General features: G+C 53.4%; 14 protein-coding genes. 3 read left to right on the top strand and 11 right to left on the bottom strand.

All coding sequences use genetic code 11. From position 1 onward, the window contains the following. Nucleotides 1–105 precede the first annotated feature (105 nt). A complete protein-coding gene (locus AACH41_RS13215) occupies nt 106–969 on the bottom strand; it encodes a bestrophin family ion channel (RefSeq protein ID WP_338655627.1) in 864 nt (287 codons plus the stop codon). A gap of 211 nt (nt 970–1,180) precedes the next feature. Here AACH41_RS13215 and AACH41_RS13210 point away from each other — a divergent pair, with 211 nt between their 5' ends. From AACH41_RS13210 to AACH41_RS13200, 3 genes are all read left to right on the top strand, one after another. After that, nucleotides 1,181–1,450 (top strand): hypothetical protein, encoded by a 270-nt coding sequence (locus AACH41_RS13210; RefSeq protein WP_194748904.1) that lies wholly within the window; start codon nt 1,181–1,183, stop codon nt 1,448–1,450. 72 nt (nt 1,451–1,522) lie between these two features. Continuing rightward, nucleotides 1,523–3,253, top strand: coding sequence for a DUF692 family multinuclear iron-containing protein (locus AACH41_RS13205; protein WP_338655625.1), 1,731 nt, complete (start codon nt 1,523–1,525; stop codon nt 3,251–3,253). Beyond that, a complete protein-coding gene (locus AACH41_RS13200; protein ID WP_338655624.1) occupies nt 3,237–3,689 on the top strand; it encodes a DoxX family protein in 453 nt (150 codons plus the stop codon). The genes AACH41_RS13205 and AACH41_RS13200 overlap by 17 nt, the downstream gene beginning before the upstream one ends. Before the next feature lie 52 nt (nt 3,690–3,741). Here AACH41_RS13200 and AACH41_RS13195 read toward each other — a convergent pair whose 3' ends face one another. The 10 genes from AACH41_RS13195 to AACH41_RS13150 form a co-directional block, all read right to left on the bottom strand. Next, the gene (locus AACH41_RS13195; RefSeq protein ID WP_338655623.1) at nt 3,742–5,175 is read right to left on the bottom strand and encodes a PLP-dependent aminotransferase family protein; all 1,434 of its coding nucleotides are present in this window, start codon (nt 5,173–5,175) and stop codon (nt 3,742–3,744) included. Nucleotides 5,176–5,316: 141 nt separating this feature from the next. After that, nucleotides 5,317–5,679: a hypothetical protein gene (locus AACH41_RS13190; RefSeq protein WP_275357832.1), complete on the bottom strand. Its 363-nt coding sequence runs from the start codon at nt 5,677–5,679 to the stop codon at nt 5,317–5,319. After that, nucleotides 5,669–7,993, bottom strand: a complete 2,325-nt coding sequence (locus AACH41_RS13185) for an FdhF/YdeP family oxidoreductase (protein ID WP_338655622.1) — start codon at nt 7,991–7,993, stop codon at nt 5,669–5,671. The genes AACH41_RS13190 and AACH41_RS13185 overlap by 11 nt, the downstream gene beginning before the upstream one ends. A gap of 335 nt (nt 7,994–8,328) precedes the next feature. Further along, entirely contained in the window at nt 8,329–8,817 is a 489-nt protein-coding gene (locus tag AACH41_RS13180; protein ID WP_338655620.1) for a BLUF domain-containing protein, read from the bottom strand. A gap of 214 nt (nt 8,818–9,031) precedes the next feature. Further along, nucleotides 9,032–10,246, bottom strand: coding sequence for a DUF2252 family protein (locus AACH41_RS13175; protein WP_338655619.1), 1,215 nt, complete (start codon nt 10,244–10,246; stop codon nt 9,032–9,034). An 84-nt stretch (nt 10,247–10,330) separates the two neighbouring features. After that, the gene (locus AACH41_RS13170; RefSeq protein ID WP_194748897.1) at nt 10,331–10,510 is read right to left on the bottom strand and encodes a hypothetical protein; all 180 of its coding nucleotides are present in this window, start codon (nt 10,508–10,510) and stop codon (nt 10,331–10,333) included. 157 nt (nt 10,511–10,667) lie between these two features. Beyond that, complete coding sequence (locus AACH41_RS13165; protein ID WP_338655616.1) at nt 10,668–12,422, bottom strand: EAL domain-containing protein; 1,755 nt, start codon at nt 12,420–12,422, stop codon at nt 10,668–10,670. A gap of 2 nt (nt 12,423–12,424) precedes the next feature. Continuing rightward, nucleotides 12,425–12,868, bottom strand: coding sequence for a response regulator (locus AACH41_RS13160; RefSeq protein ID WP_313985077.1), 444 nt, complete (start codon nt 12,866–12,868; stop codon nt 12,425–12,427). Continuing rightward, nucleotides 12,840–14,351 carry a PAS domain-containing sensor histidine kinase gene (locus tag AACH41_RS13155; protein ID WP_194748894.1) on the bottom strand — a complete coding sequence of 504 codons (1,512 nt, stop codon included), beginning with the start codon at nt 14,349–14,351 and terminating at the stop codon, nt 12,840–12,842. The genes AACH41_RS13160 and AACH41_RS13155 overlap by 29 nt, the downstream gene beginning before the upstream one ends. A 239-nt stretch (nt 14,352–14,590) precedes the next feature. After that, nucleotides 14,591–16,477, bottom strand: coding sequence for a diguanylate cyclase (locus AACH41_RS13150; protein WP_338655613.1), 1,887 nt, complete (start codon nt 16,475–16,477; stop codon nt 14,591–14,593). Nucleotides 16,478–16,557: the final 80 nt, after the last annotated feature.

Here is a 16,557-nt window from a genome sequence, read left to right as displayed (position 1 = left end):
GGGTGCTTGCGCGATGCACTAAACCTAAGTTCATGAGCGCAGGCTTTAACAAAAATGCACTTACATCACAACAAATATGATGAGCATAAATACTTGTTATGACGTTTAAAGTAGCTCTTCGACGTGCTTTTTGATATTTGCCGCCATTTTGGGGGTAGGCAAATCATTGGTGTCGGTGCCAAACGGGTCTTCAATTTCTTCGGCAATCAGCTCCAGGCTGGCTAATACGTAAAAGATAAACACCACCACCGGGATCACGTAATAGCCCAGGCTAAACACAAAGCCGAACGGTAACGTCATCACGTAGAAGAAAATGAATTTTTTGATGAACGCGCTATAAGAGTAAGGAATGGGCGTGTTCTTGATCCGTTCGCACACCCCGCACACTTCGGTGAAGGCTTTGAGTTCGTCATGAAGGATAAAAAACTGGTCACCGCTGATTTTGCCTGAGGTATAAAGCAGGTTGGCTTGTTGAAAAATGCGCTTGGCGATCTGGTTCGGGTGGTGCTCATGGTGGTCAATGTCCAGATCCAGGCCTTCAAATAGCATTTTGCTGACCTCGGCATTCATCAAATGTTGGGAAAGCACGGTGGCATAAGTGGGGATAATTTTTCTGAAAAAATCACGGTCATGGTCATCGCCCAGGTAAGCCGATAGCTTGATTGCCAGATTGCGGCTGTTATTGACCAGCGCCCCCCAGGCTTTGCGGCCCTCCCACCAGCGGTCGTAGGCGGTATTGGTGCGGTAGGCCAGCAACAAGGACAAGACAAAACCGACGGTGGTATGTATCAGCGACAGATTTTTGACATGGCTGCTGTCGGCCAGCTTCCAGTATTCGATTTCAAGATAAGCGACGCCTCCGGCATAGGCACCAATCAGTAGCATCATCGGCATCAGTTGGCGGAAGGTATCTGACTCGTGAAAACGAAAGATGAAGGTCAGCCAGTCTTTGGGGTTGTATTGAATCATGCCGATTGCCTGTGAAATGTTGGCCCCAGTTTAACATGGCACTGACACAATCTTTGTTGCCAGGACGGCGCTGTTCTGGCCGCCTTTTGCAAGCACACAACTATTTTTAAATTATTTTCAAAAAATCTGTAAGGCCGCGTTGCTTGCCTCGACTAAGGGTTACAGAACACATTTTCTGTTTAACTTTTTAATTGAATCCTTAGGAGATAGTATGAAAACGACTCAAAAATTGGCCAGCGCAGCATTGTTAGGTTTGTTCACTGCAACGGTGATGAGTGCCAGCCCGGCATTTGCTGGGGATGAAGGCAAGTCTGGCTGCAATGGCAAAGATAACGCCAAGATGGAAAAAGCCAATTGCAAAACTGCTGACGGTAAAGAGAAGCATGCATGCAAAGGCAAAAATTCCTGTAAAGGCCAGGGCGGCGATGGCAAGAATGCGTGTAAAGGGCATGGTTCATGCGCAACGGACGGCAGCAAGTAAGCTGGTCATTTTCTTGAATCATGTCAAGGCGGCGGGGCAGTGGCCCTGCTGCTTTGCAAGGAGTGAGTTGTCATGCCGCTGACCAATCCCTTACCAAAGGCATTACCCCATCTGGGGTTTGGACTGGGCCTCAGGCCCACGCACTATCCGTATATTTTTGAACATCAGCCACCGGTGGACTGGTTCGAAATTATTTCGGAAAATTTTATGGATACCGACGGCAAGCCCAAGCGCAACCTGGCGCGTATCAAAGAGCAATACCCGATTGTCATGCATGGTGTGTCGATGTCCATCGGCAGTGTAGATGCGTTGAATTCTGAATACCTGACCAAGCTCAAGGCGCTGATTGACTGGGTGCAACCGGCCTGGGTGTCGGATCATTTGTGCTGGACTGGCGTGGCACATAAAAATACCCATGACTTGCTGCCGCTGCCCTACACCGAAGAGTCGCTCAAGCATATTGTGCAGCGTATCTGCCAGGTGCAGGACAGGCTGGGCCGCAGAATCGCGCTCGAAAATCCGTCTACCTATCTGGAGTTCAAGCATTCCACCATTCCAGAGGCCGAGTTTATTGCGGCCATGGCGCAAGCGGCGGACTGCCATTTGCTGCTCGATGTGAATAATGTCTATGTGACAAGCTACAACCACCGGCTGGATGCACAAGCCTATCTGGATGCCTTGCCAATGGAGCGGGTGATTCAGGTGCATCTTTCGGGGCACCGCAACAAAGGCAATCACATCGTCGATACCCACGATGACCATGTGACGGAGGCTGTGTGGAGGATGTACCAATATGTGGTGCACCGTGCTGGCCGCGTGCCGAATACCATGATTGAGTGGGATGACCAGATCCCGGAGTTTCCGGTGTTGGCCGCGGAGCTGGAGAAAGCCCGGCAAGTGGCTAGCCAGGCTAGCGCCTATGCCTTGCCAGACACAGCCAAGCCGGTTGAGGCATCTAGCCCAGCCATGCAACCGTCTTTACTGCAGGCGCAAACCCACTTACAGCAAGCCATTGTGCTGGGCGATCGCATGGACAGTCGACCGGCAGACTGGATACGCGCCAAGGCTGACTTTGCGCCAGAGACACAGTTGTCGGTGTATACCGAAGCTTACCGTTACCGCTTGTTTGACGTGGTGGCCGAAGATTATCCGGTGTTGGCGCATTATTTAACGCCGCCAGTCTTTGACCGGTTGCTGTGGGATTTTATTGCGGCGGTGCAACCAGACCATTTTAATATCGGCCGCTTTGCACTTAAGCTGCCTGCGTTTATTCAAATTGCGCTGCCTAAACATGGTTTTGCCCATGCGCTCTGCCAGTTGGAAACGCTGGTCGCACAAATGATGGACCCGGCTGAAACGCCTGTGCTGGAAGCTTCGCAGCTACAGGGGCTCACACCGGATGGGTTGATGGACTTGCAACTGATGCCCAGGGCCGCGTTATCACTGGCGCACTTTAGCCACGGTGTGAATGCATACTATCAGGCCGTGATGGACGAGCTGCCGACGCCGATGGACGAAGCCGTTGACGAGTATCTGGTGGTGTATCGCCATGAGGATGTGGTTTGGCGCATGACGCTGGAGGCGCAGGAGTTCGCATTACTCAGTACCTTGTTTGGCGGGGCGACCGTGGGTGAGGCGTTAGCTGGTCTGGATGACGCAGCAGGCCCCGAGGTCATGGCCTATTTTTCAAAATGGATGAGAAACGGCTTGCTGGCCGCAACGCAGGTGGCGGCGACGATTGACGCTACCGCGGCTGACACCACTCATCTACAAAAGGAGGAAACACATGCATATCTTGTTTGAGGGATTGATCGCTTGGCCGAAAAAAGTGGCTGCGCATTTTGAATGGCTGGGCCCCTTGGTCGCCCGCGTGGTGGTGGGCTACACCTTTATGCTCACGGGCTGGGGCAAGCTGAATAACCTGCCTGCCATTATTGAGAACTTTCAAAGCTGGGGCATCCCTTTCCCAGAATTCATGACGCCATTTGTGGCCGGCTGGGAGTTTTTCGGTGGGCTGGGTCTGATTCTGGGCTTGATGACCCGTATTTGTGGCGGGGCATTGGCGGTGGTGATGGTGGTAGCGATTATTTCGGCAAAACTGGCTGATATCGATTCGCTGGAAACCTTGCTCGGCTTTGAGGAGGCGACTTACTTTGCCGTGTTTACCTGGCTGGCGATTTGCGGGGCAGGCAAGGCTTCGCTGGATGATTGGCTGGAGTGGCGCTACAAAAAGCATTAATGTCCATCCGTGCATCTGCCATCGGCGCACTGCCCTCAAGCATACGGGGTGGTCACTGCGCGGATGAATCGTTGACCAGCATGGCGTTCGCCAGCGCGCCGACTTCACTGACAGCCTGTTCAATGGCAAGTGTCCACAAGTGGCTGAAGTTGAGGCGAATGTAGTGTGTGAATTCTTTTTTGCGCGAGAAGATGGTGCCTGGCGCGACGGTGATGCCGTTATCAATCGCGGCACGGTAAAGGGCAAGCGCATCAATGCTGGGTGGCAGTTTGACCCAGATCACATAACCGCCTTGTGGCACGGACAGCTGTGTGCCCGCCGGAAAACTTTGCTCGATGACATTGCGAATCAGCACGTAGTTGGAGCGCAGGGTGTGGCGCAATTGTTTGAGGTGCTGCTCAAAGCTGTCGCGCTGCATGAATTTGGCAATGGCAATTTGTGGCGGCGAAGGCAGTGACAGACTGTTGAGAAACATGAGCCGCTCGACTTCCTGACGATAGCGTCCGGCCACGGTCCAGCCGACGCGGTAGCCAGGCGCCAGCGATTTGGAGAAGGACGAACAATGCAGCACCATGCCTTGCTGGTCATAGGCTTTGGCCGGCTTGGGCGGCGCGTCACTGAAATAGAGCTCGCTGTACACGTCATCTTCAATGAGCGGGATTTGCTGCGCTGCCAGAAAGCTCACCAGTGCCTGCTTTTTGGCTTCTGGCATGGCAAAGCCAAGCGGATTCTGGAAGTTGGTGGTGAGGATCACGGCGGCAATGCGCACGTTGTTGCTCACGGCCTGCAAGGCGTCGAGGTCTATGCCCGTCAGCGGGTCGGTGCGTAGCTCGGCGACTTTCATGCCCAGGCGTTCGACGGTATGTGCCAATGCATAGTAGCCGGGCGATTCGAGTGCGATGGTATCGCCCGCTTTCGCCACGGCTTGCAGGCACAGGGTAATCGCCTCGGTTGCGCCGTGGGTAATGACAATATCATCTGGCGACACATCCATGCCATGCGCCAGGTAACGCCGCGCAATCTGCTGGCGTAATAACTCGTTGCCTGGGGGCAAATCACTCAAGACCCCCCATTCGCCCTGATCATCGGTCAGCGCTTTTTCATACTGGTGGATTTTTTTGAGCGGGAATAGCTGCGGATCAGGAAATGGTGACCCCAGCGGCACCGTGCCAAATTCACGGATGGATTTAAGCGTAGTGAGGACTAACTTGCTGGCGTCGACTTCGGCCAGATTCAGGTCTTTGGCTAACGGCGAGGCGGCCTTTTGCTGCAGGCGTTTGCGCGGGGTGACGTAATAGCCGGATTGCGGATGGCTGCTGATGACGCCTTCTTGCTCCAGCAATAAATAGGCACGCAACACCGTGCTGATACTCAAGCCATATTGCTGGCTGGCTTGCCGTACCGAGAAGATTTTTTCACCTGGCCGCAAGACGCCTTCGTCTATCATGGCGCTGATGCGGGCGGCGAGCGAGACGTAAAGCTTCATGGATGGCAAGGCTTGCGAGTATCAAGATGTTCACCATTATACGTGAAGCCAGCGGGCGAGGATTTGCCAGAACAACGATACAACAGTCTGCGTTTAAACACACTTGCCCTGTTTAAACGCACCTGGGTGAATCAAAAAAGATCAGGCTGTTTGCAAGGCCAGCGCAACCTCAGCCCCAGTGGCAGTCAGACTGGCCACCAGCCGGTCCTTTTGTGCGCATACCTTGACCAGCGCCTGGTCATCGAGCGCAGTTAACAGACGCTGCAGTGTACTCATGCGCAGCTCGAGACGTTTGCATAGCGCGGCCAGCGGCATGTGCGCGCGGCCCTGGCTGTGTTCCGCATACAGGCATTCGAGGATGCTGAGCAGCATGACCGCACTCGGGTCCAGCGGGGTCAGGTTGATTGAAGTGTCTTCCCGAGCCTGCGAGTCTTCAACCGCAGAGGGCAGTGTCACCTCTGCCTCGAGCATGGACTGTAAGGTGTGGTCACGTTCAAGCAGCATGGGCGACCTCGGGGGCAGTGGTTTTCTCGATGATTACCGGAATCGATTTGGAGGTTGGGGTACGCGAATCGTCGGCTACGCTTTCCAGCGGTACCAGGTTATTGGTTTCCGGGTAATAGCCACTCAGGCAGCCTGCCGGAATATCGTAAGCCACCACCAAAAATTTGTCTGCGCGGCGCGTAATGCCATCCTGCCAGACGCTCACCAGGTTGATCCAGTCCCCTGCTTGCAGACCCTGGCGCGCAATATCGGCCGGGTTCATGAAGATGACACGGCGCTCGCCAAAGACGCCGCGATAGCGGTCATCCATGCCATAAATGGTGGTGTTGTACTGGTCATGTGAGCGCGTGGTCATCAGCACAAATAACTGATCGCCATATTGCTCACGGGCCTGATGGATGGGCGAGTTTTTAGGGATGGCTTGCAGCGTGAACTCAGCCTTGCCAGAGGCGGTATTCCAGATGCGCTCGCTAGACGGCACGGGCAGGCGGAATCCCCCTGGGCGTTTGATGCGCTCGTTATAGTCTTTAAACGCCACCGGCAGCGTTTGTTCAATCAGGTCACGGATTTTGCTGTAATCCTCAATCAGCGCCAGCCAGGGGATGCTGCTTGCCTTGAGCGTTGCTGCGGCCAGGCGCGCCACAATCGCGGGCTCTGACAGCAGATGCGGGGAAGCAGGTTTGTTCATGCCATAAGAAATATGCACCATGCTCATGGAGTCTTCCACCGTCACGCCTTGCGGGCCTGTGGCTTGCGTGTCGATTTCGGTACGGCCCAGACAGGGCAGTATCAAGGCCTGTTTGCCATGCACCAGATGGCTGCGGTTGAGCTTGGTGGTGACATGCGCGGTCATCTCGCAATTGCGCATGCCTTGCCAGGTGCGGTCAGTATCTGGCGTGGAGATTGAGAAGTTACCACCGAGGCCAAAAAAGAATTTCACTTTGCCTGCAATCATGGCTTCGATGGCGCCTACCGCATCATAACCTGGCGCTTTGGGGACATTGAGGTCAAACACCTGGTCCAGCCGTTGCAGAAACTCCAGCGGCATTTTTTCATAAATGCCTACCGTGCGATTGCCCTGCACATTGCTATGGCCGCGTACCGGGCATAGGCCTGCGCCTTCCTTGCCGATATTGCCGCGCAACAGCATCAGGTTGACCAGGGTTTTAATGGTGGCGACGCCATGTTTGTGCTGGGTAATGCCCATGCCCCAGGTCGCAATGACGCGATCACCGGTAGCATAAATGCGGGCAATTTCCTCAATCTGTGCCAAGGGGACGCCGGATTCTTCAACGATGACCTCCCAGCTTTCCTGGCGCGCATCTGCGGCAATCTCGGCAAAGTTGTTGGTGTGTTCGGCAATGAAATCGACATCGACCACGCGCTCGGTGCCATGCAGAATGGCTTCATCATCCCATTGGATGACGAATTTGATCATGCCTTTGATCAGCGCCAGATCACCGCCCAGCTTGGGCTGGATAAACAGGCTGCTGATCTTGCTGCCTTTAAAGCTCAGCATGTCAAACGGGCTTTGCGGGTCGGCAAAACGTTCCAGGCCACGCTCTTTGAGCGGGTTGATGGCGACAATGCGTGCGCCGCGTTTAGCCGCTTCACGTAACTCACCCAGCATGCGCGGATGGTTGGTGGCCGGATTTTGGCCAAAAATCAGCAGCGTATCGGCATGCTCAAAGTCATGCAGGGTCACTGAGCCTTTGCCGATGCCCACCGTGGCAGGCAAGGCAATACTGGTGGATTCATGGCACAGGTTGGAGCAATCAGGAAAGTTGTTGGTGCCAAATGCACGCACAAACAGCTGGTAGAGAAAGGCGGCTTCATTGCTGGCGCGGCCCGAGGTGTAAAACACGGCCTCATCTGGATGATCCAGACCGTTAAGCTGTGTTGCCATCAGCGCAAAGGCCTCGTCCCAGGACACTTCTTCATATTTGTCGGTGACCGCGTTATAACGCATGGGGTGGGTCAGGCGGCCTTCATTTTCCAGGGCGAAGTCGCTCCAGCCCATCAGTTCCGTCACCGTATGTTGGGCAAAAAAAGCCGGTGGGACACGTTTGGCCGTGGCCTCAGCGGCCACCGCCTTCACGCCGTTTTCACAAAACTCAAAGGTAGAGGTGTGTTCTTTGTCCGGCCAGGCACAACCTGGGCAGTCAAAGCCATCGGGCTGGTTTTGTGACAATAGCGTCATCACGCCTTTGACAGGGATTTTTTGCAGCGCCAGTTGGGCGGCCACTTGCTTCAATGCGCCCCAGCCAGCGGCCGGGTGGTGATACGGTTTAATCACAGCTTTGGATTGCGACATAGTTTCCAGTAAGATTGCGTCAGTACGTTTAACAGTGACAACAGGCGAGATTCAACTTGTCTGTCAGTGGGTTGTGCGGATTGCGGATGGTGTTTATCGTAGTCAGGTTGAGGCAACAAAAACAGACACAGAACCGCCCTAATTTTTAGGATACAGTTATTACGGCAGCGATTCTGATTCCTGCAGGGTCAGGCGAGGTTTTCAGTCAAAACGCCATTCCTTAGACGCGAATCCGAGCAGCGTTGCAGGGGTGTTTGACCCAAGCAACACCGCCCATGTGGAGACCTGTGTTGTGCAAGTGAGGTTGAGGTGTGCACGTAGATGAGTCAGCAGACTTAAGCGACGTGCTGATAGCGGTATTGTTGGGTATTACGGGTCTGCCAGCGACCCTGTCTAAATGCGTTGATCAGGGTTTTCGCCCGCTCACTGTGCATGCCGTCAAAACCGGGTTGATCCCTATCCAGGAAGTCGGTCAATCCAGTCACATGAGCCAAGTCTTCACGCGTCACATGGCGATACCCCATACTCCAGTCGTTAAAACTGCGCGCATCAATGGGTTCTTCAATCAGCTTTATCACATGATGGTGGCGCTGATCATGCGCGATTTTTTCATAGAGGGCATCGATCACCGCCCGCTCCCCTTCTAGCACTTGAAAGAAACATCCTTCCATGTACAGCAGCATGCCGGTGATGTGCAGGTGGCGGTTGTTCTCTCGCGCCATGGCGAGTAGCTGGATCAGCTCCTGGCTGGACATCAGGTGGTCGGCAATGCTGGTATAGCTCAGCATTACGAGGTCGTTTTCCTGTATCGGATCATGGTCCATGGCAGTTCCTTGATGAAACAGACAAACACTATGACCCGTTTGCTTGGGCGAAGGTTCTGGGTGGATGGGAGCGCATGCTTGAAGCTACGCAGACAAACTTAAGCACCTCATCCCGGCTCGCCAGCAGACTAAAAAACCTGCGGCCATGACGCATGGCACAAAGCAGGCGGCACCCGCATTCAACGCGGCCTTGGGCGTTGCTGATCCTTCAGCCTTAAGAGGATTTCTTGAAGGCGGCCTGGTAGGCGCTCACATAGTCCTGCCATTGATGGATGGTCTGATCGGCCACCTGTTTCGCCAGCGTGAGCACGGGGCCTCGCCAGTCGGCGACTTGCGCCCCAAATGCCATCAAGGCTTCGCGGTTGGCGGCGCCCAGATAACCGGCATTGCGCAAATGGGCCCAGGCGGTGAGGGCGGCCATGCTGGCAAAAATATTATCCAGCACGCTGAGTTTGCCATCCCACTGCGTGAGGTCTACCCGGTCTTGCGAGGGTTGCAGCGCTTTGATCAAATAAGACTGTTTGTCTACGCACACGGCTTTGAGAAGGGCAGGCGGCAGGATTTGGGCGCCAGCCTGTATGGTCGCGACGCGTTGAGATTCCAGTGTCCAGTCAGGTTGCGTGAGTTTGATTGCTGCGGTGTTCAGGTAAGGGCTCAGTGCACTCTGGTTGCTGGCTTTCATGTCTATAAGTGCGCGGCGCTCTGGCCCTTTGCCGTTCACCAGCACGACATAGCGTTCCAGGCCCAGGCTGCCAGTGCCGGCAATGCGGCGCGCAATATCCAGCGGATAAAAGAATTCTTTTTTATCCTGCACTTGCATGGCCTTCATGTATTTTTCCAAAGCGGCTTGTTTTTGCGCTTTGTCCAAGGCCAGCGCACGTTTGCCGTCTATCAGGAGTGTATCCGGTGCTTTGGCATTGGTCCGGCTTTCGATAAAGGCCTGATTGCTGCGCTTGCTCAAGTCTGACAACAGATGCCTGATCGAGCCGCGGGCCGTTTTGCGCTCTACCCATTTGGGTTTGCCTTCTGCCAGTGCTTGCGCGTAGTTCTGCACCATGATGTCAAGCAGTGCAGTGGTTTGTTTGGGTTTGAGCTTGAGTGTGTCCTGGGCGACCAGCAGGCTGGTCAGCAAGCGCGTCAGCTCCCACAGGCAAGGCGCCAGGGCGGCTTCATCAAAGTCGTTGAGGTCAAAATAGGCCAGGCCGTTTTCGGCTTTGTAGCTGCCAAAGTTTTCCAGATGCAGGTCGCCGCAAATCCAGGCGGCAGGGCTTTTTAGCTTTGCGAGGGCTGGGTGCCAGTCTTCATAAAACAAATGGCAGGTGCCGCGCAAAAACACAAACGGGTCTTTGCACATGGCGGCCAGTTTCATTTGCAGACGCTCAGGGTCGCGGCCGGCGTTGTAGTCTTGGATTCTGTCTAAAATAGGCATGGCGGTTCCGGAAAAGGGTACAAAGCGTTGTCTGCGCGAGGCTGGTTCTGAAAGGGATGCTAGGGGCTTTCAGCACGCAAAGGTTTAAGGCAGGCCGACCAGCTTGAGATATTCCTCCAGCGTCAGCGTCAATCTTTGCAGTGAGGCATTCACCTCATCCAGCGGTTGGTTATCATGTAAATGCAGTTTCTCCAGCAGGCTTTTATGGGCCTCGATGGCTTGCAAGTGCGCTTCGAGCTTGGATGTTTTGGGGTCTTGGGTCATGGCGGATTCTCCATCATCGTCGGGGGCGGTGAACAGGCTTGAGCGCCTGCTGCAATCTATGTATGTCTGGTTCGAGTATCAATCGGATCACTAAGTTTTGTGGCCCCTGCTGAAAATGATGTGTGGATGGCTGGGCGCTTGCCTGATCAATGTTAACTCATCCTGCCTGGTCTGGCTCGCCATACAGTGACAGGTAACGGGCGGGCTGATGCGAGCTTAAAAAATGTTCAAAGTCGTCGGGCGACAAGGGTTTTGCAAACAGGAATCCTTGCAGCTTGTCTGCACCAAGTGCTCGGCACAGGGTGGCTTGTGGCAGGGTTTCTATGCCTTCGACAATGACTTCAAGATCCAGACTTTTGGCCATGACGATCATGGCCTTGAGCAGGCGACAATCCGCCTCATTCTCTGGCACATTTTGCACAAAGCTGCGGTCTATTTTCAGGATAGAGGCAGGCAGGTGTTTCAAATAGGTCATGGACGAGTAGCCTATGCCAAAATCATCCAGTGCCACCTTGAGCCCAAACTGCTTGAGGTGACGGAGTCTTGCCGAGGTTTTGTCAAAGTCAGACACCAGTACACTTTCGGTAACCTCCAGTAACAAACAGCTGCCAGGCAGGTCAATCTGCCTTAAATCATGCTCAATTTCAGTCAGCATGTGTTCATGTTGTAACCATTGCGCGCTGGCATTCACTGCGAGTACGCAGTCCGCGTCAATCAGACCGCGCTGGCGCCAGCGTGCAAACTGTAAGCAGGCCAGTTGCCGGTTTCTGCTGTCGATCTCGGCAAAAAAGCCAAGCTCTTCCACCACATCGATAAAGACCGCCGGTGGCAGCAGACCTTGCGTAGGATGCTGCCAGCGCATGAGCATTTCTGCACCGCACACGGTAAAGTCTTGTGCATTCAATACCGGTTGGTAGTACTGCACTAACTGGTTTTGCAGGCGTTGCGAACGCAGTTCGTTCTCTACCATCATGCGATGGATAATCTGCTCTTGCAGTACTTCGCTGAAAAAGTGAAAGCCATTTCGCCCTGCACGCTTGGCATGATACATCGCCAGGTCGGCACGCTTTAACATGTCTTCTGCCGTGCTTGCGCAGCGCGGAAAGGTGGCAATGCCTATGCTGCAGGTAATAAATTGTTCGGTTTGATTCAGCGCAAAAGGCTCACGCACCTGTTCGAGGATGCGCTGCGATAAGGCGCCGATGGCGGTTTCATTTTCCAGATCGTGCACGATAATGGCAAACTCGTCCCCTCCCAGGCGGCAGACCATGTCGCCTTCTCTGACCACTTCCTGCAGTCGCTGTGCGACTTGCTTCAGCAGGTGATCGCCAGAGTCATGTCCCAGGCTGTCATTGACCAACTTGAAATTATCAATGTCCAGATAAATTAAGCCGAGTTGAACGTTGAGGCGATGCGCACGTTGCATGGCATTGCGCAAATGCTCTTCAAAATAATATCTGTTCGATAATCCGGTCATCGGGTCATTCTCTGCCAGATACTTCAATCGCTTGTGCGTTTCAATCAACTTGTTGTTCAGGGCATGGCGGGCTTGCGCGTGTACCAGCGCTTTGGTCAGGTGTCTCTCAGACAATTCTTTTTTGAGTAAAAAATCCTGGGCCCCGGCGAAGATGCAATTTCTTTCTATGGTCTCGTTATCTTCCATGCCGGTCAGGATCACCACGGCGGCCTGCTTTTCTGTGTGTTGTGTGAGTTGGCTTAACACATCCAGGCATTCCATATCGGGCAGGCGGTAGTCGAGCAGTACGATATCAAAATCGTTTTCTTCATACAGTTTCAAGGCCTTGACCGCGGTATTTGCATGCACAATATCCTTCACCAGTGATGGGTTTTGCAACACCCGTACCACCGCCATGCGGTCCAATTCATCATCATCTACCAGTAGCAGGCGCATGGTTACTCCTTCGTGGCTGGCAGCTCAACAATGCGCCAATAATGCTCAATTAGCCCCATGACTTCCATAAAGTCGCGGTCCATGTGCTGCTTGAAGACATAGCCCGCGACATGTTTGCGGTAGGCTGCGACCAGGTCCTCGTCTGATTTTGACGTCGTCAGCACAAACACCACAGCATGGGTTAATAATGGATCCGTGCGTAACGCTTCCAGAAACTCCAGGCCATTCATGCGCGGCATATTCAGGTCAAGCAGGATAATATAGGGTGCAGGAATCTGGCCCGAACGCAGCAACTCCAGCGCTTCACGGCCATCGCGGGCACGAAACAGGGTGTTCAACAGTCTTAATTTGCGTAATGCGCGCTCCAGCGAGATGGCATCAATGTCGTCATCGTCAACAATCAGCAACGATACTTCCTTATAACGATGTTTGGGCAGGATTTGCACGCATCAACCTTTCTTCTATATTGATCGGCCAGGTGAACGTGATCGCACAGCCGCGCTGACCATCGGAGCGGATGCTGGTACTGCCCCCATAGGCTTCGACGATTTTTTTAACCAGTGCCAATCCCATGCCACTCCCTTCCACCTCATCGCGCGGCCTCAAGGTCTGGAACATGATATAAACCCGCTCCTGGTATTCTGGGGAGATGCCCGGCCCATCATCAATGACGCTGAACTCATAGTAATGCGGGTTGGCCTGCTGCCATTGCAACTGAATGCTGCCGCGCGTTTGATCATGGTGTTTGATGGCATTGCTAAACAGATTGCGCAGCACCTGTTCCAGCGGGGTGGCTAGCGTATAAAACGTGGGCAAATCGTCTGCCATCTTCAGGCTAAAGCCTGCAGGCGGGGCTTGCATCTCAAAAATGGACTGCGCTACTTTGCCCAGGTCGACCTGGCTGACGCTGCCTTCCAAACGTCCGGCGCGCGAATAGGCCAGTAAATCATCCAGCAGGCGTTCCATTCTGCGCAACCGTCCGCGCAACAGGGACATGTGTCCACTAATGGCCTCCACTTTGCCCTGGTTAAGGTCTTCTTCGATCCAGTGCGAAATTTGGAAAATGCCGCGTAATGGGGACTTGAGGTCGTGGGAGGCCACATAGGCAAAAGTGGCCAATTCTTTATTGCTGCGCTCCAGCTCGTCACGGTGTTGCGCCAGCTTTTCACTGGCTTTGACACGGGCAGAAATGTCCGTAATGGCCGACAGCACCTTGACGCCGTCATCGGTTTCTATCGGATTGAGCCCGACCTCGACAGGAAACTCACTGCCGTCCTTGCGGCGGCCATACAGGTCCCGCCCGGTGCCCATCGCCCGCGGACTCAGCTCGGAAAAAAAGAAGGCCCGGTGATGGGCATGCTGATGGCGCAAGCGCTCGGGCAGCAACATATCTATGGATTGCCCCAGCAGCTCCTCGCGCGGGTAGCCGAAAATACGTTCTGTTTGCGGATTGACCATTTCGATCAAGCCATTTTTATTCACCATCACCATGGCATTGGGCGCGGCTTCGACGACCTGGCGAAAGCGCGCTTCCATGCGCTTGCGTGCCGAAATGTCGGTAATGGCTGACAAGACTTTGACGCCATCATCGGTTTCAATGGGATTGAGCCCGACCTCGACAGGAAACTCGGTGCCATCCTTGCGGCGGCCATACAAGTCACGTCCGCTACCCATGGCGCGAGGTCTGAGGTCTGAGAAAAAGGCGGCGCGATGATGCGGATGCTGTTGGCGGAAGCGCTCAGGTAACAAAATGTCTATGCTTTGTCCCAGCAACTCTTCTCTTGGGTAGCCAAAAATGAGTTCTGTCTGTGTATTGACGAGTTCGATCAGGCCGCGACTGTTTACCATTACCATGGCGGTCGGGGCGGCTTCTACTACTTGCCGGAAGCGCAGATTGGCTCGCGCAACGTCTCCACTTTCATCATGCATACCCAATCTCCCATGGTGACTGCACTTAATATTTTTATTTTAATAGTTGATGTTGCACTGTTGAAAAGAAGCACATGCGACCACTGGGCTGCCGAGAGAGCTGATGCTGCAAAAGTATTCTTGCAGCTCGCTGAACCGTGGTTTTTATGATGAGTCACAGTCTACACCCATCTTGCTGACTCTTGTATAGTACATCAGCGTGGATAATCTTGCTGTCAGACAGTCAGTATCGGTGCTGGTCAGTCTGTTTGCGCAATACTGACGGCGTTTCGTCCAGACTGTTTGGCCTGATAGAGAGCCGCATCTGCCTTGATCAGCAGTTTTTCCAAGCTGATGCTGGTCTCCGAGGTGGCAGCTAAGCCAATCGAAATAGTCAGGTGAAGAGCGCGGTGGTTTCCAAGGTGCATTTCGGTGTTGGCTGCAGTCGTTCGCAAGCGCTCCGCGACTTCTATCGCTTGTTCTTTCTGCGTATCTGGCAACAAAATCGCAAACTCCTCACCACCATAGCGGCTGATCAAATCAATATCGCGCAACTGCGTCTGACATTGCCGGGCAAACGCTTGCAATACAACATCGCCAGCCTGGTGGCCATAGTTGTCATTGATTTTCTTGAAATGATCGATGTCTATCATCAATAAAGCGATGGCGCCGCCACGGCGTTTGAGTCTTGCCAGCGCGATATTGGCCTCTTGGATAAAGTGGCGTCGATTGGGCAATCCGGTTAAAAAGTCTTGATTGGCTTGCTTCTGCAATTTTTCCTGTAGCGCCTTGTACTCAGTAATATCTTGTATTTGTACGACAAAGTGCTGGAGCTGGCCGGCTTCATCTTTAATGGAGGAGTAGGTCAACAATACCCAAAGCGTATGACCTTGGCTATGAAAAAAGCGCTTTTCTACCTGATAGTTATCTCGCTGGCTAGTGAGCAGCGAGTCCAGCAGCAGATGGTCAAGTTGGTGGTCGTCAGGGTGGGTGATCTGCTGGATGGTTTTCTGGCATAACGCCGCTTCATCTTCCCCCAGCATATGGCATAAGGCCCGATTTGCCTGCATAAACCTGCCATCGAGGCCTAGCAAAGCCATGCCGATGGCTGCGGAGTCATAGGTTGAGCGAAACAGTTTTTCGGATTGAAACAGGGCGTGTGAATGTTCAGCCGCCATTCGCGCGTGTTTGCTTTCACGGCGTTGGAATACAAACAACATAGTGAATGTAAAGAGTGCAAAAATACTGAAACAGATGATCTGAATCATGGCATTTTCGTACCAGTATCTAAAAATGCGTTCAAGGTCGCGGCTGACCGCTACCATGAGTGTGCTATGCAGTTTGAGGTCGCCGGGGGCCAGTGTGGTTTGAGCCACCATACGCTGCTGCCGGGTTGAATATAATTGACCACTAAATACGGTCACCGCTTTGCCGCTTTGGATATGCCGGGTAAAAAATGAACCAGGGGTTGCCAGATTTGTGCCCGGCTTGAGCCCGTTGTCGGGCACGCTCATGAACAGCACGCCTTTGCTATGTATCAGGGAACTGCGGCTATCCTGCGTGTATAACACAGAGGCTAGCAGCGGTTTAAAATATTCGGGATCCAGAATGGCAGTGACAATCCCGGAAAACTCACCCTGCTTGCCAGGAATGATCCGGGTCAGGTTGAGTATATAGTTACCGCTCATGCCGGTGAACGGGGGCGAAACGTAAAGCCTATCGGGATCTCGAACCCGCCGGGCGGTCTGGTAATAATCACGGTAACTGAAGTTCATGCCGAGATATTCTGGAAAACTAGTGTATATCAGTGTTCCATCGGCATCAAACACGTCAAATCCCCGTATTCCTGGCATGGTGCTCGCCATGGTTGTCAAGCGTTTGGTCGCGACTTGCTGTTGATGTTTCCACTCCGGGATTTCTTGAATAATGGCCAGTAAGGCTTGATTGGCGCCTTGAAACTGGAAGGCCAGGTTTTTTGAAATGACATTGGCTTGCGTAATCAGGCGGTCGCGTTCATTCGCTTCAATTTGCGCATGCTCATGGTAAATATTGAGCGCAATCAAGCCGCCAAGCACAGACAGTGCGAGCACAAGTTCTATCCAGAGCACAACGGTCAAGCGAGTTAATAACTTTTTATGCGTGATCATGCGATGTTTTTTGCGCTACCAATGTTGACCAGGGCGAAGTGCGATTGTCCATAGCAGAGTAATTAGCATACTGCAATATT

This window comes from Methylophilus sp. DW102, from assembly GCF_037076555.1.
GTDB lineage: Bacteria > Pseudomonadota > Gammaproteobacteria > Burkholderiales > Methylophilaceae > Methylophilus > Methylophilus glucosoxydans.
The sequence above is the reverse complement of the archived record's forward strand: the minus strand, read 5'-3'. Positions and strand labels throughout refer to the sequence as shown.